The following is an 18,884-nucleotide window of genomic DNA, read 5'->3' as shown; positions in this document are numbered from 1 at the left end:
CCGCCGATTTACATTCTCCCACTGGCCGTACCCGATTCGGTCGAGTCGACACCGGAACCACCCCACATTCACCACGCAAGTTTCGGTTGAACCTCGCCCGCGAAGAGCCCGAACTCCGCGCCTGTCCGATGCATGTGCCCGAACAGGGCCTCCGCGAGGTCCTCGGAAGCCGTTCCCATCGTCGACGACCACCGTCGAGCGCGACAGCTCGACCGAGACGTGCGCAGCTCGACCGTGCCCGAGTTGCCCACGTCGACAGTCAGCCGATCCGCTCCTGTCTCCACGAGACGACGAAGTGCGCCGGCACCGAACAGGACGAGGCCGCGCACCTCGAGCACCGCGTGAGAACGTGCGGTGTCTCCCGGAAGACCCACCTGGATGCGGCAGTCGGCGTCGCCCCACTGCCGCCGTAATTCTTCGGCACCGGGTCCGTGAATCCACACTCGACAATCAGGATGCCTCAGGACCGAGCCGACGGTCTCGAGGAGGGACGCAGCGCTGTGCCCGGTGGTATCGACAACCGCGACGATCTCCGGCAGCGCGTAGGTCAGACCCTGGGTACGCGCCGCAGGGTCGGTGATGCGGGAGGCCAGCATCAGCGCTTCGGCGTTCTTCCGCTCTCGGTCTCCGCCCGTGCGTTCGGCCCAGTCGGGCCCGTCGTGCCAGGCGACTGCTCGCGGCCGATGGGCCAGGACGGCACCTGCGGCGTAGGCCCGATGCGCGAATTCCCAGTCTTCTCCGCCGTACCCGACGAACGTCGGGTCGAACCCGCCGAGTTCCTCGAACAACGTTCGGCTGCAGGACATCACGGCACTGATGACGTATCGGTACGAACGACGGTCCGCGTCCAGAAGATCTCGCGAGCCGGCGTAACCGTCACGAAGCCATGGAGGCTCGGTGAATTCCGTCGGGCCCGCAGATCGCCCCTCGAACCAGGTCCCGACGTCCGCGGGCGACCACCCGCCGAAATCGGCATGTCGACGCCTACCCACCGTCACCGCATCGGGAAGGGCCACGATCAGGCGTACCGATTCCTCGATGTAATCGGGTTCGGGCACGGTGTCGGCGTCGAGGAAGCAGAGGATGTCTCCGCGCGCTGCGGACGCACCGAGATTGCGTGCGGCGGCGGCCCGGAATCCGAGATCCGGTTGGCGCACGACGGTGATGTCGAGAGCCGAGCCGAATTCCTCCACGTTCGGTTCCTCGGGAGATCCGTCGTCGGCGACGATCACCTGGATGCGGGACGCGGGCCAGGTCTGCGCGGTCAACGCTGTCAGAACCAGGTCGAGCTGGTGCTGCTGCCGGAAGTAGGGAATCACGACCGACACTCGGGGCGTGTCGGATGCGGTCGGTGCCAGATCCCACCGATTGAGCGGAACCACCGAGCGGCCATCGGGCAGCGCGATGGACGGTAGAGCCATGCCTTCTCGGAACAGGGAGCTGTACAGGTCGGCCGCCTGCGCCGGCGATGGATACGGTGCCGAGTCTGCGGCCTGCCATGTCTTCTCGGGTCGGCGTAACGCTTCTGCCATGGCCTCGGCCAGGCCCTCCACTGTGTCCTCGTGAACCCACAGCGCATCGGGCGAATTGACGGCCATCTCGTCGACGTATCGACCACGAGGGACCAGAGGGCGACGGCCCGCCGCGATCCAGGTGTTGATCGAACCGGATGCCGATACATGCCGGTGGAAAGCAACCGGGACAGCAATGGACCGCAACCGGCCGCCCAGTTCGGCATCGGGCACGAAGCCGGTCGTAGAAAACGGCCTGCCCAGATGCCGAGCAGTGGCGCGTAGTTCGTCGAGCACGTCCTCGTGTCCGGCCGACGCGGCCCCGACGATCTCGAACCCGACGTCGGTTTCCAGTGCAGACATGGCACCGAGTACCTCGCTGTGTCCCTTTCCCGGATAGACGAACCCGAGAATCCCGACGACTCGCCGGGGGACGACGTCGTCGGATCGTAGTGCCGGTCGGTCTATCGGTAGGGGAATCACCCGGATGTCGGGTCGGCTGTCGAGTACGTCCTCGAGAAGCAGTCGCTCGTGCACACTCGACACCACGACCGTCGCAGCGCAGTCGATCACTCGGCGGTAGCAGTCGGTGCGTGCCGCGAACGCGGAGCCGTCCGAGATCTGGGGTACGTCGTGCAGCGTAACGGTGATGCGGGCTCGATGCTGCTGTGCCAGTGCGACAATGGCATCGGCTGCCTCGTGCGCAGTACGTCCGAACAGCCGGTCGGTGAAGTGAATGTGGACGGGAGCGTCGGGCGGTAGTCGGTCGGGAGCGGTCACCACGGGACTCGCTGTGGCGGCAGCCATGTCGCGGGCGCACCGGACGACTCCGTGGTCCGGTGGGCCGACCACGAGATGATGCACGGGTGCGATCACGGCGTCGTCTGCAGGATTCGCAGGAGCTCGGAGTGGCGGGCCAGTGCGGCGTCGACGAACTGGGGATGTGCCGCATACCAATCGAGGTGCGCGCGGTGTACGACATCGCTGGACACGTCGGAACCGTCGACCGTCCAGTCTGGGCGAGCATCACCGGGGAAGCCGAGGGCGTCCAGTACCCGGCGTTCGACGGGCGCTCGCACACCGCCGAGCAGTTCTCTCCCTGGATCACCCACAGTGCAGGCGGTGTCGAGGTGGTCCAGGATCCGCTGCGCGAGTGCAGTCAACACCACGTTGGTCGGATGGTTGATCGTATGAGTGGCACGGCTTCCCGCACCCTGGAACAGGTCGGACGCAGCGATGTCGGTGTCGCGGCTCTCGCGTAGTCGTAGCTCGTCCAGGCTCGCCTGCGCGGCATCACGAAAGCCGGCGTCGGATACCGGGAGGTCCCAGTTCTCGCCGGACCGCACGCCACGCTCGAAGGCCACAATCGTCCGCAGATCGTGGTACGGAACGAGATCCGGAACGGCCGCTGGATCGCTCGGATGCCGAACTATGACCTGAAAAGGATGCAGCGCAGCGTATCTCAGCACGGGCCAACGAAGTACCACCGCGTGCGGCGGGAGTGCTCGTGTCAGATCGGGGACCCCGAGCGGCAAATCCCGATAACCCTCCCGCACAGGTTGAGTCAGCAGTACCGAGGTCTGCCGGACCAATCGATCGACGTGCGGCAGATCGGCGGATTCGAGTTCGTGTACCGGCGGGATTCGTACCGTCCGAAACGGCATCGACGCATCCGAGCTCAGCAGAATGCGCATCGCCTCGGCCTGACAGTTACCCCAGACGAGCAACAGGGGGCGATCGTCGACGGGTGTACGTGGCGCGGCCTCGAGCCCCGATATTCCGTAGAAATCGCCGTAGTGGCGAGTACGCCCGTCCATGTCTGCCCCGACGTCGTGTGAGTGCGTGTGTTCGACCATTCTTCTGGTCAACGTAGCCCCGCCGAACCTGCGACGCCAACCGCGATTGAACTCGGTACGAAGTGGGTACAGACCCCATGCGCGTGTCGGGAACAGGCACGATTCGTCTGACCTGTACCCGAAGGAATTCATGATTCGTATTGCGTCCGTACCCTCCTCTCACGTGTACGTACAGCACGTGCAGCCGGTGCCCGACGGCTCCGGTAACTCGGTGGTGCTGTTGCCCGATCCGACGCCGGTTCGCGTTGATGTGCCGGGCCAGTGGTGGCCGCCTCGTCTCCTCGACGCCGGGTGGTTGGCCGAGCAACCCGATTCGAGCTTCGACGTTCTGCACGTGCACTTCGGCTTCGAGTCCTTCTCACCGGAAGACTTGACCCGCACGGTCGAGTATCTGAGGGCCCATCGCAAGCCCTTGGTGCTCACGGTGCACGACGCGCACAATCCCCATTTCGCGGACAACACCGGTCATCTGGAGCAGCTGGACGTGTTGATTCGTGGTGCCGATGCCGTGATCACCCTCACCGAGGGAGCAGCTGCGTGGATAGCCGATCGGTGGAACGTGCGTGCGACGGTGATCGAGCACCCACACGTGGTGCCCCTCGAGAGAATGAACGTCCCACGCCCGGTGTCGGACTCGTTCGTCATCGGAGTCCACGCCAAGAACCTGCGAGCGAACATCGACCCGCTTGCGGTGATGGACGCCGTCGTCGAGGCGGCTCGATCGCTACCGGCTGCGACGGTGCGGTTGGACATCGACGAGGACGTGTTCGACACGGCCGGCCACTGGTACGACCCGACCGTCGGCGCGAAGTTGCTGGACTACAACAGTTTCCCCGACGTCGATGTGCGGGTGCACGCCCGATTCGACGACGAGCAACTGTGGGACTACCTGTCTTCGATCGACGTCTCGGTGTTGCCGTATCGGTTCGGAACACATTCGGGTTGGCTCGAGGCATGTCGGGATCTGGGAACGGCCGTCGTCGCGTCCGATTGCGGCTTCTATGCCGACCAAGCGCCGATTCACAGTTTCGTCATGAACACCGACTCGTTCGAACCCGCCACGTTGGTGGCAGCCGTGCAGGCGGCCCACGCCGATCGGACCACAGCGCTCGACGCCGCAACCCGGGCCGAGCAGAGACAACGAATCGCAGCGACCCACGCTGGGATCTACGCAGCAGTGACAAAGGAGATGCGTTGAACGAGAAGCCACTTCGCATCGCGGTGCTGGCGTCATCGAGTTTTCCGGTGGCACAGCCTTTCGCGGGCGGTCTGGAGGCACACGTCTACAATCTGGTGCGGGCGCTGACCGACCGTGGGCACCACGTCAGTCTGTTCGCCGCAGACGGATCGAGCGTCGATCTGGATGCCACGATGTTGCCGGTCCGAACGCTGGATCTGACACCGATTGCCCTCGCCGATCTCGCGGTCACCCCCACTGCGGTTCGCGAGCACCACGCATACCTCGCCGTGATGATGGAACTGGCCGGTGCGCTGTCGAACTCGTTCGACATCGTGCACAACCACAGCCTGCACTACCTGCCGTTGGCTATGTCCGCCACACTGCCGGTGCCGATGGTGACCACTCTGCACACGCCGCCGTTCGCGTGGCTGGAGTCGGCTGTTGCCCTGGCTCCGTTCGGTGCCAACACTTTTGCTGCTGTCAGTGCGTTCGCAGCCGAGCAATGGGCCGACGTCGCGTCCGGGACGATCGTCATCCGGAACGGGATCTCGCTGCAGGACTGGCCGTTCGGTGCGGGCGGCGACTACGTGGTGTGGTCCGGACGGTTGGTTCCCGAAAAGGGATTGCACCTGGCCATCGCCGCCGCAAAGCTTGCCGGCCGGTCGCTACGCATCGCTGGACCCATCAGCAACCTCGAATACTTCCACGGTGTCGTCGAACCCCTGCTCGACGATCGAGTCCGGTACGTCGGGCACCTCGATCAGCCGGCCCTCGCCGCGCTGGTGGCCGGTGCCGAGGTCGCGCTGGTGTCGCCGGTGTGGTCCGAGCCGTACGGTCTGGTGGTCGCCGAAGCCCTGGCCTGCGGTACCCCGGTGGCAGCATTCGCCCGCGGAGGGATACCCGAGATCATCGACGCCTCGTCCGGAGTGCTGGTACCCGCCGACGACGTGGCCGGGCTCGCCGCCGCCATTCCCGCCGCGGCAGCGTTGAACAGGCACGACGCGCGGGCGCGCGCCGAGCAGGTGTGTTCGGTGGACCGGATGGTCGACGAGTACGAGGAGCTGTACCGATCGACCCTCGAGTCCGCATCGGCACCGGAGTCCGCCCACGGTCTCGCGATTGCATGATCGGCTACTACGCACACCACCACGGGGTAGGCCACGTCACTCGGTCCGACGCGATTGCGCGCCACTCGAGAGAGCCGATGACGGTGCTGTCCTCGCGGGCGCGGCCTCCGGAACATGCTGCAGCGGAATGGATCGCACTCCCGCTGGATGTGAACGACACCGTGGGCGAGGCAGCCGCCGACGACATCTCGGCGGGGGGAGTGGTGCACTGGGCACCCCACGACGTCGACGGGCTGACCGCACGGATGGCGATCATTGCCGACTGGGTTGCGCGTGAGCGACCGCGGGCAGTGGTTGTCGATGTGTCCGTGGAAGTGGCGATGTTTCTGCGGCTGATGGGTGTCCGGGTGATCGTCATGGCGATTCCGGGAAACCGGGCCGATCCCGTCCACGCGATGGCCTACCGCGCGGCGACGCACATTCTCGCGCCCTGGTCTCGGAGAGTGTACGACCCGGCCTGGTTGCATCCGTACGCCGCCAAGACGACGTACTCGGGCTCGATCAGTCGGTTCGCCGAACGGACACGAATCGACGCGCCTGACACTGCGGCCACCGAAGGCTCGGTTGTCGTCCTTGGTGCGGCGGGTGGCACCTCGTTGACGCGTGAACTGGTGGACAGGTGGTCCGCCGCGGACGACCGGTTCGACTTCCGCACACTCGGAGTGGCGGGCGGTGACTGGGTGGACGACGTGTGGCCGGTGCTGTGCTCAGCGGCCCTCGTGGTGACCAACGCCGGGCAGAACGCCGTCGCCGACGTCGCCGCGTCGGGCACACCGGCCATCGTGGTTCCGCAAGCCCGGCCGTTCGACGAGCAGGCTGCCACCGCGCACGCACTGGCGGCCGGATCCATCGCCGCGGTGCTCGACGAGTGGCCCTCGGTCGATCGGTGGCGACGCGCTGCCGACTGCGCCCTGGGCATCGGCGGACGGACATGGTCGCTGCTCGGTACCGACGGCGCACCCGATCGGGCGGCTCGCGCGATCGAGCAGGCAGCGTCCGGGACGGCTCGACGATGAAAGTGGTTGTCGTGACCGTGGTCTCGGGCCGTCACGAGCACCTCGCCGCGCAGATTCGCGGGTTGGCCGAGTCCACCGACCGGCCCGTCGAGCACATCGTGGTTGCCATGGGCGATGACGACATTGAGGATGTGCTCGCCCGATCCGGCTCTGCGGCAACGGTTCTCGACATGGATGCCCAGACGCCGCTGCCGGTGGCGCGAGCGCGTAACCTCGGGGCAGCCGCTGCCCTCGATCGGGGTGCCGAGCTGGTGGTGTTCCTCGACGTGGATTGCATACCCGCCCCGGAGATGCTCGACAGGTATCGCCGCGCCGCACTGCGCCCCGACAGTCGGCGAACTCTGTTGTGCGGGCCGGTGACCTACCTGAAACCCGACAGCATCGGGATCGAAGGTGACGCACTGATCGCGCTCACCGCACCGCATGCGGCGCGACCGAATCCGCCCGCGGGCGCAGTGGAACCCGGACACGATTTCGACCTGTTCTGGTCGTTGTCCTTCGCCGTGCACGCCGACACCTGGAGCGAGATCGGCGGCTTCTGCGAGGACTACACCGGGTACGGGGGCGAGGACACGGATTTCGCGGCCACGGCCCGCGCGTCGGGCATCGGGTTGCGGTGGGTGGGCGGCGCTCACGCGTACCACCAGTTCCATCCCGTGTCCGATCCTCCGGTGGAACATCTCGACGACATCGTCGTCAACGCTCGGACCTTCTTCCGCCGGTGGGGCCGGTGGCCGATGGTCGGGTGGCTCGATGCGTTCGCATCCCTCGGGTTGCTCGAGTACGGCGGCACCGAGATTCGCCGTCTCACCGCCGCTGTTCACGACACCGACGACGGTGTGAATTAGGCTGGCCGGACTTTCACGAAACGAGGTCCAGACGTGCCCGAACCATCCAGGCCCCTGCGTTCGCTCGGATTTCTGACCATCGGGCTCTTCGACGAGAACGCACCCGAGGTCGGCCACGAATCGACGCTCCGCATCATCGAACTCGGGGAGCGGCTGGGATTCGACAGTGCGTGGCTTCGTCATCGTCACCTGCAGTTCGGTATCTCGTCTCCCATCGCGGTCATGGCCGCCGCGTCGCAACGTACCGACCGCATCATGCTCGGCACTGCGGTGACGCCGTTGGGTTGGGAGAACCCGTTGCGTCTCGCCGAGGACCTGGCCACGGTGGATGTGCTGTCCGGTGGGCGCGTCAACGCGGGAATCAGTGTGGGACAACCGATGCACTTCGATCGCGTCGCACACTCGTTGTATCCCGACACCGCCGAGGACGAGGACTTCGGCTACGACCGAGTCTCGCGGCTGCTTCGGTTCGTAGCCGGTGAACCTGCGTCCACGTGGTCGGGGACCGAGGGAATCGAAGCGTATTCCGAACGGGTACAACCCTATTCGCGTGGTCTACGGGACCGAATGTGGTACGGCGGGGCCAGTCTCCGTTCTGCGCAGTGGGCAGGGGAGAACGCGATGAATCTTCTGGTGAGCAGTGTGGTGCGCGCCGAGGAGTCGACGGATTTCGATGCGATCCAGCGCGCGCACATCGCGCGGTTCCGTGAGGCTCACCCGGCCGGGGCCGACGCGCGCGTCTCCCAGGGGTTGGTGGTCATCCCCACCGACAGTGCTTCCGCTGCGCAGAAGCGCAAGTACGAGGACTACGTTCACGCGCGTACGGCACGGACCGGAGCACCGCAGGGGCCGGCTCGGATGATGTTCGCGCCGGACCTCGTGGGTACCTCGGACGAGATCGCGGAGCAGTTGTACGCCAATCGATCTTTTCGCGAGGTCGACGAGGTGGCGTTCGCGCTGCCGTTCAGCTTCGACCACGAGGACTACGTGCAGATCCTGACCGACACGGCGCAGAAGCTCGGCCCGGCGCTGGGGTGGACCCCAGCACAGAACTGACCGGACTTCCGCCGAGGGCGATCGGCCCGATCGGCCGATCGCCCTCGGTGGAACGGAGGTACCGGTGTCCTACTGGCCCGTGATGGGCGAGTTGTAGGCACACGGGATCGACTTCGCGGGGAAGCCCTTCGGATCCAGTGCGTTCTTGACGATGCCGATCGCGCGCGGTGAGACGGAGATCGACAGGTGGTCCGACAGGTCAATGCCGCAGCCGTCCTGCAGGGTGACGTTGTTGACGGTGGCACCGGGGCCTGCGGTGAGGAACGTCGTCTTGTACGGGGTGACGACCTCGTCGTACTTGGTGCCGATCACGGTGTACTTGATGCCGGGATCGGTGTCACCGCCGACGGCCAGTCCCTTGACGAGTGGCGAGTCGATCACCTGGTCCGAAGCTGCCGGCCCGGCGATGGCACCGACGACTCCCAGGACATTGAGTCCCAGGTTGTTGATGGTGCGCCCCAGAGTTCCGATGCCGACGAGGGTGGTGCCGTGATTCGATCCGGCGACGCTGACGACCGTGTTCACTTTGTTCTTGGTCGGGTCGGTCGGATTGGCACCGCCCTCGAAACGGAGGTACTGACGGGTGACGAGCCCACCCTGGGAGTGGCCGACGATGTCGACCTGCGCAGAGCCCGTGGCCGTCCGCACAGCATCGACGTAGGTGGCGATCTCCTTCGCGTTGGACGCGACCGATGCGGTACCGCGAAGCGACGGGAGATTGCCGACGACACTGGAGTCCCCGTCTCCGTAGTTGAGCGCGAAGATGCAGTAGCCCTCCTTCTTCAGGGCAGGCGACATGCGCGCGAAATTGTTGTACGCGTTCTCCCAGGTGCCGTGCAGGAGGACGACCGGGCGGGGGTGCGCGGCGGTGGGCTTGCAGTTCCAATCGTTGGCACCTTGGGGTGCGACGTTGGGGTTGACGATGCTGTAGAGGAATCCGGCCAGGAAGTTCTTCTGATCGGGCCCGTATCCGGTGGTCTCGGTCCGTGGGTCGTACGTCGCGGTCGCGGGGGCAGCCGAATCGATGCTCGGTGCCGTGATGCCCTGATCCGAGGCCTTCGGGTATGCGCCGGTCGGACCCGGCGGAACAACGGTGTTGCCCTGCACGGTTGCGGGCGGTGCCGGTGCCGGGACGGGTGCCGGCTGAGCCTGCGCTGCGAAACCGGAACCGAGGGCAACGGAGCATGCCATTGCAGCAATCATCGCAGCGCGGACTGTGGTGGCCTTCCTCGTTGCACGGAAGGTGGACCGAGAAGTGGTCATGGAGCCTGACTTTCGACGAGGGTCAAGTGGACAAGTCGGAACTGTAGGCCCGGATTCCGGCCCGGAACGTGCTCCACATCACGTTTGGAAACCGCCCGCACGTGACCGTTCATTCGTGATGGGGCGTCACAAATGACGACGATCCGGACATGAATGCGGATTTGTTGCCGGGTTCATGGCCCAAAACAATCCTCAGGTTTTATTTGTGCACTATGGTTCGAATGTCTTCACCGCGGCCGACGGTTCGGCCGGGGAAGGACGGTTCGATACCGAGGCAGGGGCGTTGTGGGCAGACATCGACCGCCTGAAGGACATGACCTGACGCGGGTTTCGAGTACGAGGGGTGGGGTTCGGTGACTGCAACAGACAGTGTGGACACGGCGCAGGAGGAGTACGCAGGTGGTCGACGTGCATCGGACCGCTTGCGGACGCCCCGGGAGACTGCCGCGCGAATGCTGAACCGGTATTTCGTCGATCCGGAGGACGTACCGCCGCCGCGCGACTGTGCACGGGGCGAGCTCGACGACATGGCGACCACCTGCAGCGAACTGGCTGCAGGGGTCCTCGACTCCGGTCGACTACCGGTCGCGGGGGCCATGGACACCTTCCGGGACGCCGCAACGCGGTGGGCCCGCGACGGAGTGCCACTCGGCCGAATTCAGCACGCGATCAACGAGGGCTGCGCGCTGGGTCTACGGGCTGCCGAGTCAGCGGTGAACCGGGAGGCAGGCGCGGCGGGTGATGACCGGACGATCCTGATCATGGAGCTTCTGAACGTGGTCACCGAGGCGGTGTCCGACGCTTATCTCACCGAGTTCCGCACGTTGGCGCAGAACGGTCCACGGCACGACGTCGAATTGCTCGACGCTCTGTTGACCGGCGACGGCACTGCCCGCAGGATCGCCGATCGGATGGGTGCGCTGCTCGCCGAGGAGTATCACGTCGTGGCCCTGCACTTTCCGGCGCATGCCGACGAAGGGGGTAGGCGCGGCGATGCGGCGATGATGGCCGCACGGAAGCTGCGGAGAATTCACGCGGCCCTGGCAGCGCACAACGGAGACATCGCCCCCATCGCATCCATCAGTGCGACGGGCGGAACGGTACTGCTGCCCGACGTTCCGGGTGCCGACGTCGACGAACTGGTCGAGCGGCTTGCCGACGCCGGCCAGGTCGCAGTGACGGCGACGACCGGGTCGGCAGCGATCGACGACATCTCGGTGACTGCGCCGCACCTGTACGAGCTCTTGAGCCTGGTCCGCAGGCTGCATTACACGCCGGGCACCTACCGCATCTCGGATCTGGTGTTCGAGTACCAGGTGAGCCGGCCCGGACTCGGTCGAAAGCACCTCGTGACTCTGATCGATCCGCTACGTGACTCGGTCGACCTTCTTCCGACGCTGCAAGCCTTCGTGGACTCCGATTCCAACAGGAAGAAGACAGCCACGTGGCTGACGGTGCATCCCAACACCGTCGACTACCGCCTCAAGCGGGTGGATCAACTCACCGGTCTCGATCCGATGAAACCGTCGGGGTTGCGGCGACTGCACGCAGCACTGATCGCCGATCGCCTCGAGGCACGCCGAACCCCGGTGGACGAGCGATCACTGTGACCGTCTCGGACGGCGCGGTGCTGGCAGCGTCCGCGGCGCTCGAGTCGGTGGATTCGGTGGCGGCGCTGTTTCAGCCGGTTGTCGAACTGTCGACGGGACATGTCGTCGGCTACGAAGCCCTCGCTCGGTGGCCGTCGCCGAGCAGCGCACTTCCCGAGGACGTCTTTGCTCTGGCCCGTGAACGGGGACTCGTCGGCCGAGTGGATGTGGCCTGCCGCGCGGCAGCTCTGCGGGCGGCGAGGGAACGTGCCTACTCCCGCAGGGTGCGGTTCTTCCTCAACATCGAACCGGGTTGCTTCCGTGACGAGCAGGACGTCGACATGCACCTCGACGCCATCGGCGACGATCTCGACGTGGTCCTCGAGATCACCGAGCGTGATCTGGATCGGAACGTTCCGTTGCTGATGGCCCTCGTCCGCGGCGCGCGCGCACGCGGGATGGGGGTGGCCATGGACGACGTCGGAGCGACACCGGCAACCCTGGATCTACTGGCGCTGGTGGCACCGGACATCGTCAAGCTCGACGCGTCGATCGTGCGAGCTCCGCTGCGATCCCGACCGGCAATGCGACAGATTCGCGCCTACGTTCGGTCGAGCAACGCGATCGTGCTGGCGGAAGGCATCGAGACGCGTCGGCATCTGCGACGTGCGAAAGCGCTCGGTGCCAGCTTGGGGCAGGGATGGATGTTCGGGCGGCCACTGCCGCTGCCCAATCCGACGGAAGGCCTGTGACAGAGAAGAACCCCGCACCCGAGCCGTGAAGGCTGGGTGCGGGGTTCTGCTGCATCGATGGATCAGTTCGTGAACTTGTCCTTGATGTTGCCGGCTGCGTCCGAGACGTCGTCGCCGACCTGCTTGGTCTTGCCCGACGCCTGGTCCTTTGCGCCTTCGGCAGCAAGGTCGTCGTTGTCGGTCTTGTGGCCGATCTTTTCCTTGGCTTCGCCCACGAGCTCTTCTGCCTTGTGCTTTGCCTTGTCGATGAAATCAGCCATGTGAACTCCTCGAAATCGATTGTGCTGCTCGTGCATGGGAGCTATACCCGAGATCGCGGTCGGTAATCATCGGACTCCCGGCCGTGTTGCCGGCACGGGATGCGGGTACGTGCCGTTCATGACTGCACAGACGAACGACCCACATTCGCATGAGACGCCGGCACCGGAGCACCGCCGCCCCGACGGAGTGGACGACGATACCGTGGCAGCCACGGGCAAATTGTCCGAGGCACTCGAATACGTCGAGCGCGCACGCGGCCACCTGTACTCGTTCCATCAGTTGATGGGACACGCGGATCTGCTGCTCGGGGAGGCCTCCGACGCGTTGTCGGACGCCGGGCACGACGCGTTGGCACAGCGACTCGAGACCGACATGATCGGCCGCAACATCGCTCAGGGGCGGTGGACGTTCCAGCTCGTCGAGGAGTTCGACGACGGGTATTGGACGGTACTTCGTGATCACGAGCGGGCGGTCCGGAACGAGCTGCTCGACGGACGTCGGCACGTCTTCGAGGCCGAGATGAAAGAACAGCGACGAACGCACGGTCGCAGCGGCCACGAGGCGCGTCCGACGGAGTGATTTTGGTTCTGTCACAACGAAAAGCACCGGCCTCGCCGTGATCGGCGAGACCGGTGCTTCGGGTGGAAATGTCTGTCAGCCGGCTTGCTTCGCAGCGTCGACTTCGCTGGTCGCGCTCGCGGTGGAGAGCTGACCACCGGAGTTCTCCAGGTGCGCGCGGACGAACCAGTGGAACAGTTCGAGCTGGGCGCTCTGGCCGATGAGCATGTCCTCGGTGATCGGATCGATCTCGCCGACCTCTTCGATGTTCTTACGGGTGGTCTCGATGACCCCGGTGTACACCAGATCGAGAGCGCCGAGGTGCTCGATCGCCGTTGCCCGGCCGATCGAGTAATCGTCCCAGGAACGTTCCTTGACGATGGTGCCCGGCGTTCCCTTCGCAGAGGAACCGAGGGTCGCGATGCGCTCGGCGACCTCGTCGGCGAAGCCGCGCACGGCCTCGACCTGAGGATCGAGCATTTCGTGGACCGAGATGAAGTTCGGTCCGACCACATTCCAGTGAATGTGCTTGAGCGTGAGATGGAGGTCGTTGTAGGCGTTCAGGCGATCCTGCAGGATCGCTGCGACGCGCGCGCCCACGTCCGACGAGAGTCCGGGAACGGTGTACGAGTTCTTGTCAGCCATGACGACGGTTTGCCCCATCACGGCGAAGTACAAACATGCCCCGCCGGATCGATTCCGGCGGGGCATGTGTCGTGCGGAACTACTTGTCGAGTCGAGGCGAATCGGTACCCGACGTACCCGTCGACGAGGTGCCGGCGGTGGAGGTTCCGTCCGTCGGATCGACGATCGGACTGTCGGCTGCGGCCTTGTCGACCGCGTCGGCGCTGTCTTCCTCCGGGGGATTCTTCAGGCTCAGGATGATCGAGCCTGCCAGGACCACGACGATGACCACCAGGCTGACGAAGGACGGGATCTCGGGGATCGACGTGCTGATCACCTTGTGCCCGGCCTGCAGGATCAGCTTGACGCCGATGAAGGCGAGGATGATCGCCAGTCCCTTGGACAGGTAGTGGAACTTCTCGAGCAACCCTGCGAGCAGGAAGTACAGGGCACGCAGGCCGAGGATCGCGAACGCGTTCGAGGAATACACGATGAACGGGTCGTCGGTCACTGCCAGAACGGCAGGAACACTGTCGACCGCGAAGACCAGGTCGGCCGCCTCGATCGCCACCACGACGGCGAGCAGTGGCGTGGCCACCCGCTTGCCTGCTTCCTTGACGAAGAACTTGGTACCGGAGTACTCGTCCTGAACGGGGACGATCTTCTTGAGCAAGCGCACTGCAATGGAGGTGCCGGGGTCGTACGAGTCGTCCTCGTCCTTCATCAGCTTGTACGCGCTGTAGAGCAGGATGGCGGCGAAGACGAACAGAACCGCGGCGAACTTGCTGACGATGGCCACACCGGCGGCCAGGAAGATGGCACGGAAGACCAGGGCACCGATGACACCGAAGAACAACACGCGGTGCTGGTACTCACGGGGGACCTTGAAGTAGCCGAAGATCAGCGCGAAGACGAAGAGGTTGTCGACCGACAGACTCTTCTCCAGCAACCACGCCGTCGTGTACTCGACTCCGGCCGTTGTTCCCAGCGTGAAGAACACCACGATGCCGAAGATGATGGCGACGCCTACCCACAGTGCGCTCCACCACGCGGCCTCCTTGAAGCCGATGATGTGCGCGCCGCGGTGCGCCAACAGGTCGATGGCCAGCAGGATCAGGACGACGGCACCGAATGCGGCCCACGCCCACCATGGGACGACGTTCATGAACGGCCACCCTTACCGGTGAACTTCGTGCCCAATTGCTTCAACTTCGCCTGATTCTCGGGCTTGGTTGCATATCGGCGCGCTCGGTCGATCATCTGTTTGCCCTGAGGGCTGCGAGCGAACGCGGTCAACTTCTGTGTCAACGACGACATCTGTCCTGCTCCTTACGTTCTCGTTCGATCGGTATGTGGGGCGGTTCGACCGCAACTACTCCAGTCTGACTGTTTGCTTTGCTGCAGGCAGGGTTGTTTTGCGGACATGTTTCGGCGGACTTTCTTGCCGACTTCCGGCAATCTCGGCCTCAGGTGCGATTCAGGAGTGCAGGCCGGATCGCGGCCAGTCGAGCAACATCGCGCCGAGTACTGCCGTGTGCAGCGCAAATGCCTCGACGGGATTGCCCACATCTTGCCCGGTCAAATCTCTTATTCGCGACAATCTGTACGTGACCGCGCGCACTGACAGATGCATCCGGCGTGCGGTGGACGCCGAGTTCGCGCCGGTCTCGAAGTACACCTGCAATGTTTCCAGCAGTGGGCCTGCTCCGCCCCGAGCGCTCGTCAACGGGGTCAGCAACGTCTCGACCAGATCGGCGATCGCGGCGCGATCACTGATCAGAACGCGATAGACGAGCAGATCACGGGCGTCGACGACGGGTGTGTCGAGCCCCAGCGACGACGCGAGGTCGAGCGCGTCCAGGGCGTCTCGGTACGACGCCGCCACGCCGACTGCGCCGCTGCGTGGGCGACCGACTCCGAGCTGTATCCGTCCGTATTCGCCGCGACGGCGCAGGTCGACCGTATCGCTCGGGCCGGCTGCAGACGCACCGAGGACTCGTCCCACACGGGTGAGCACGTGGTCGACGGCCTCGCGATCGGGTGCCGGAAACACCACGATCAGCCGACCCTGCTTGGTGGCGACGAGGAGATCGGCGTCCCCTTTGCTGCCCTGCACGCTGCGTTCGACCAGCCCGATGGCCGACGTCGCGTCGGTGAACGGAGTCGTGGACGTGACCACGGCGACTGCGTGCGGACTCGACAGATCCAGCCCGAACGTCTGCGCACGTCCCAGGACACCGGCGACATCGGCCGTTCCGGAGAGCAGATCGTCCACGAACTCGCGGCGTGCCAATACCTCCACGCGAACCAGGGTCCGCCGGGCGAGCTGAAAGCCTTCGGCGAGTTCGGCCGCGGCGTCGTCGACGGCTCGAAGCATGACCTCGCCCGCGGTGACGACCCCGGCCGGGTCTGCTGCGGCGGCCTGCACGGCGGGCAACTCGCGCCACAATCGCCACGCCGCCGACAGGTAGAGGTCGAGCAACGCGCGCAGAGCCACACCCGCTCGGGCTGCTTCGTCGCCGTGTACGCGGCACTCCCGAAGTTGCTTGCGGGTGAGCGGAACACCTGCGTCCACCGCATCGGTCACGACGTCGAGAAAGTTCCCCAGGAACGCGACGTCCAGGCCGCCTGCGTCCGAGGCCGCTTGCGCGGCCACCGCGTCGAGCGGTGTCGCGTCCGGCTGTGTGGCCATGTGTTCGAGGGTCTCCCATCCGAGTCGAGGTCAATGGTAGGCGGCGCTCACACCGACACCGGCTCGACGGCGAGCTCGTGGACCGCGCGGCGTGTTCGGTGTGCGACCGGGTGGCTCGGGGAGCAGAATCACCGAAATCGCCTCGCGTCGGCTGCTGTACCGCCCGCGGCACGGTTCGGTCCGCACCGTTCGTCTTCACGTTGGGAGTCTCGACCATGACATCGTCGAACGGACCCGCATCGGGTCTGCGCTCGCAGTTGTTCCGCAAGAAACCGATCGCTGAACCGGACCAGCAGCCCGGTGGTCTGGAACGCACCATCGGGACGTTCCAACTGACGATGTTCGGAGTGGGAGCGACCATCGGCACCGGCATCTTCTTCGTGCTCTCGCTCGCTGTTCCCGAAGCCGGTCCAGCCGTGGTCCTGTCGTTCCTGGCCGCAGGAATTGCCGCCGGGCTCGCCGCTATCTGTTACGCCGAAATGGCCTCGGCGGTGCCGGTGTCGGGATCGACGTACTCCTACGCATACGTGACGATGGGGGAGGTGGTCGCGATGGGTGTTGCGGCCTGCCTGCTGCTGGAGTACGGGGTGTCGAGTGCCGCGGTGGCGGTCGGCTGGAGCGGATACCTCAACGAACTTCTCGGCAATCTCTTCGGCTTCACCATCCCGCACGCGTTGTCCGCGGCACCGGGTGACGCCGATCCGGGAATCCTGAATCTGCCCGCCGTCGTGCTGATCGTTCTGTGCGCCGTGTTGCTCATTCGCGGTGCGAGCGAGTCCGCAGCGGTGAACGCAGTCATGGTCGTCATCAAGCTGGGCGTGCTCGCGCTGTTCGCCGTCGTCGGATTCACCGCCTTCGATTCCGGCAACTTCTCGGACTTCATGCCGCTCGGAGCGGCAGGTGTCACCGCGGCGGCCGGCACCATCTTCTTCTCGTTCATCGGTCTCGACGCCGTCTCGACAGCCGGGGACGAGGTGAAGAATCCACAGAAAACCATGCCGCGAGCCATCATTGCCGCACTCGTCGTGGTGATCGTCTTCTACCTCGTCGTTGCGGTCGCGGCGTTGGGAACACAGCCGTGGACAGCATTCGCCGGGCAGGAAGAGGCCGGGTTGGCCGAGATTCTCCGAAATGTGACCGGACGGGCATGGCCGGCCACGATTCTGGCGGCGGGCGCGGTGATCTCGATCTTCTCGGTGACTCTGGTGACGATGTACGGGCAGACGCGCATTCTGTTCGCCATGGGCCGAGACGGGATGCTGCCCAAGGCGTTCGCGAAGGTCAGTCCCCGGACTCACACCCCCGTCAACAACACGATCGTCGTCGCGGTGATCATCTCGATACTCGCCGCGTTCGTTCCGCTGGACAAGTTGGCCGATCTGGTGTCGATCGGAACGCTCGTCGCGTTCATCGTCGTGGCCATCGGCGTGATCGTCCTGCGCCGGACGATGCCCGACCTCGAGCGGCCGTTCAAGGTGCCGGGGTACCCGGTGACACCGATCCTGTCCATCGCCGCGTGCATCTACATCCTGTCCGGCTTGCGGTGGACCACATGGTTCTGGTTCGGGCTCTGGCTCGCCGTGGTTCTCGCGTTCTACTTCCTGTGGGGTCGGCATCATTCGGCGCTTCGATCGGTCGGAAAGGACGCGGAATGAGCGTGCTGATCGCGTTCGCGCCCGGCAAGGGAAGTGTCGGTGCCCTCGATCTCGGTGCGCAACTGGCCCGATCCCTGAACACGAACATCGACGTGGTAACCGTGGTTCCCAAGCCGTGGTCGACGCCGTCGATGGCCCGGGTCGACGCCGAGTTCGCGGACTGGGCCGCGTCGACGGCCACCGAGTCGGAGGCCAAAGCCCGTCACTACTTGGAGGAACGCGCACCCGATGTCGCGGCGTCGTTCCACCGGATGTCGCACCGCTCGGTGTCCACTGCATTGACCGAGGCCGCGGAGACCACCGGGGCGTCGATCCTGGTTCTGGGTTCCTCGGGTGACGGTGCTCTCGGGCAAGTCGTCGTCGGTTCCACCGCGGACAAGTTGCTCCATTCCTCGCCGGTCACCGTCGCGTTGGCCCCGCGTGGCTACCGCATTCGAGATCGGGCCGTCCTGACGCGGATCACGTGCGCGTTCTCGGGCGACAGCGAGGCCACCCGCGTCGTCGGGCCTACAGCGGAGTTGGCCCGCGACACCGGTGTGCCACTTCGCTTGGCCTCGTTCGTCGTTCGCGGGGCGACGATGTATCCGCCCGAGATCGGGCTGCGAGCCGAGGACGACGTAGCAGCGGAGCTCGCCCGAGGACTGAGCGAGGCGCTGACCGCTGCAGTGGACGACGCTGTCGCGGTGGGGTTACCGGCCGACCGCGTCGACACCGAGTTGGCGACCGCGGGCAGTTGGCGAGAAGCACTCGACGAACTGCACTGGCAGGACGGCGAAGTGCTGACCATCGGATCGTCCGGGCCGTTGGGTCCGATCGCTCGGGTGTTCCTCGGTTCACGGGCAACGAAGATCATTCGGCACTCGCCCGTACCGATTCTGGTGTTGCCGCGCCGGTGA

18 protein-coding genes are annotated in these 18,884 nt (G+C 65.4%); 10 read left to right on the top strand and 8 right to left on the bottom strand.

Annotation, left to right across the window (positions count from 1 at the left end; genetic code table 11):
- Positions 1 to 68: 68 nt before the first annotated feature.
- Positions 69 to 2,387 carry a glycosyltransferase gene (locus CH262_RS28240; RefSeq protein ID WP_256988945.1) on the bottom strand — a complete coding sequence of 773 codons (2,319 nt, stop codon included), beginning with the start codon at positions 2,385 to 2,387 and terminating at the stop codon, positions 69 to 71.
- Positions 2,384 to 3,328 carry a WcbI family polysaccharide biosynthesis putative acetyltransferase gene (locus CH262_RS23680; RefSeq protein ID WP_256988944.1) on the bottom strand — a complete coding sequence of 315 codons (945 nt, stop codon included), beginning with the start codon at positions 3,326 to 3,328 and terminating at the stop codon, positions 2,384 to 2,386. Before CH262_RS23680 ends, CH262_RS28240 begins: the two co-directional genes overlap by 4 nt.
- A gap of 202 nt (positions 3,329 to 3,530) precedes the next feature.
- Between CH262_RS23680 and CH262_RS23675 the strand changes: the two genes are divergently transcribed.
- From CH262_RS23675 to CH262_RS23655, 5 genes are all read left to right on the top strand, one after another.
- Positions 3,531 to 4,565, top strand: coding sequence for a glycosyltransferase (locus tag CH262_RS23675; RefSeq protein WP_256988942.1), 1,035 nt, complete (start codon positions 3,531 to 3,533; stop codon positions 4,563 to 4,565).
- Positions 4,562 to 5,674 (top strand): glycosyltransferase, encoded by a 1,113-nt coding sequence (locus CH262_RS23670; RefSeq protein ID WP_032366263.1) that lies wholly within the window; start codon positions 4,562 to 4,564, stop codon positions 5,672 to 5,674. Before CH262_RS23675 ends, CH262_RS23670 begins: the two co-directional genes overlap by 4 nt.
- Positions 5,675 to 5,751: 77 nt before the next feature.
- Complete coding sequence (locus CH262_RS23665; protein ID WP_256988940.1) at positions 5,752 to 6,690, top strand: glycosyltransferase; 939 nt, start codon at positions 5,752 to 5,754, stop codon at positions 6,688 to 6,690.
- A complete protein-coding gene (locus CH262_RS23660; protein ID WP_094718556.1) occupies positions 6,687 to 7,538 on the top strand; it encodes a glycosyltransferase family 2 protein in 852 nt (283 codons plus the stop codon). The genes CH262_RS23665 and CH262_RS23660 overlap by 4 nt, the downstream gene beginning before the upstream one ends.
- A gap of 33 nt (positions 7,539 to 7,571) precedes the next feature.
- On the top strand, positions 7,572 to 8,594 hold the full coding sequence (locus CH262_RS23655; protein ID WP_094718555.1) for an LLM class flavin-dependent oxidoreductase: 1,023 nt from the start codon (positions 7,572 to 7,574) through the stop codon (positions 8,592 to 8,594).
- Between the two features lie 69 nt (positions 8,595 to 8,663).
- On the opposite strand, the gene CH262_RS23650 is transcribed toward CH262_RS23655, so the two are convergent.
- Complete coding sequence (locus CH262_RS23650; protein WP_094718554.1) at positions 8,664 to 9,857, bottom strand: esterase/lipase family protein; 1,194 nt, start codon at positions 9,855 to 9,857, stop codon at positions 8,664 to 8,666.
- A 353-nt stretch (positions 9,858 to 10,210) separates the two neighbouring features.
- On the opposite strand from CH262_RS23650, the gene CH262_RS23645 reads away from it, so the two are divergent.
- Positions 10,211 to 11,467, top strand: coding sequence for a PucR family transcriptional regulator (locus CH262_RS23645; RefSeq protein WP_032366259.1), 1,257 nt, complete (start codon positions 10,211 to 10,213; stop codon positions 11,465 to 11,467).
- Positions 11,464 to 12,198 (top strand): EAL domain-containing protein, encoded by a 735-nt coding sequence (locus tag CH262_RS23640; protein WP_256988938.1) that lies wholly within the window; start codon positions 11,464 to 11,466, stop codon positions 12,196 to 12,198. The genes CH262_RS23645 and CH262_RS23640 overlap by 4 nt, the downstream gene beginning before the upstream one ends.
- Positions 12,199 to 12,260: 62 nt before the next feature.
- Here the strand turns inward: CH262_RS23640 and CH262_RS23635 are convergent, their stop codons facing one another.
- Positions 12,261 to 12,458, bottom strand: a complete 198-nt coding sequence (locus CH262_RS23635; RefSeq protein ID WP_027496220.1) for a CsbD family protein — start codon at positions 12,456 to 12,458, stop codon at positions 12,261 to 12,263.
- A 118-nt stretch (positions 12,459 to 12,576) separates the two neighbouring features.
- Between CH262_RS23635 and CH262_RS23630 the strand changes: the two genes are divergently transcribed.
- A complete protein-coding gene (locus CH262_RS23630) occupies positions 12,577 to 13,038 on the top strand; it encodes a hypothetical protein (RefSeq protein ID WP_027496221.1) in 462 nt (153 codons plus the stop codon).
- Positions 13,039 to 13,113: 75 nt separating this feature from the next.
- Here CH262_RS23630 and CH262_RS23625 read toward each other — a convergent pair whose 3' ends face one another.
- From CH262_RS23625 to CH262_RS23615, 4 genes are all read right to left on the bottom strand, one after another.
- The gene (locus tag CH262_RS23625; protein WP_027496222.1) at positions 13,114 to 13,662 is read right to left on the bottom strand and encodes a Dps family protein; all 549 of its coding nucleotides are present in this window, start codon (positions 13,660 to 13,662) and stop codon (positions 13,114 to 13,116) included.
- Between the two features lie 79 nt (positions 13,663 to 13,741).
- Positions 13,742 to 14,806 (bottom strand): TerC family protein, encoded by a 1,065-nt coding sequence (locus CH262_RS23620; protein WP_027496223.1) that lies wholly within the window; start codon positions 14,804 to 14,806, stop codon positions 13,742 to 13,744.
- Entirely contained in the window at positions 14,803 to 14,958 is a 156-nt protein-coding gene (locus CH262_RS27845; RefSeq protein ID WP_167326732.1) for a hypothetical protein, read from the bottom strand. Before CH262_RS27845 ends, CH262_RS23620 begins: the two co-directional genes overlap by 4 nt.
- 160 nt (positions 14,959 to 15,118) lie before the next feature.
- Positions 15,119 to 16,333, bottom strand: a complete 1,215-nt coding sequence (locus tag CH262_RS23615; protein ID WP_032366258.1) for a PucR family transcriptional regulator — start codon at positions 16,331 to 16,333, stop codon at positions 15,119 to 15,121.
- A 215-nt stretch (positions 16,334 to 16,548) separates the two neighbouring features.
- On the opposite strand from CH262_RS23615, the gene CH262_RS23610 reads away from it, so the two are divergent.
- Both CH262_RS23610 and CH262_RS23605 read left to right on the top strand, forming a co-directional pair.
- Positions 16,549 to 17,988: an amino acid permease gene (locus tag CH262_RS23610; protein WP_027496225.1), complete on the top strand. Its 1,440-nt coding sequence runs from the start codon at positions 16,549 to 16,551 to the stop codon at positions 17,986 to 17,988.
- The gene (locus CH262_RS23605; protein ID WP_094718553.1) at positions 17,985 to 18,884 is read left to right on the top strand and encodes a universal stress protein; all 900 of its coding nucleotides are present in this window, start codon (positions 17,985 to 17,987) and stop codon (positions 18,882 to 18,884) included. Before CH262_RS23610 ends, CH262_RS23605 begins: the two co-directional genes overlap by 4 nt.

Origin of the sequence: Rhodococcus sp. 05-2255-1e (assembly GCF_002259025.1) — a bacterium.
Classification (GTDB): domain Bacteria; phylum Actinomycetota; class Actinomycetes; order Mycobacteriales; family Mycobacteriaceae; genus Rhodococcoides; species Rhodococcoides fascians.
This window is presented reverse-complemented; position numbering and strand designations above follow the sequence as displayed.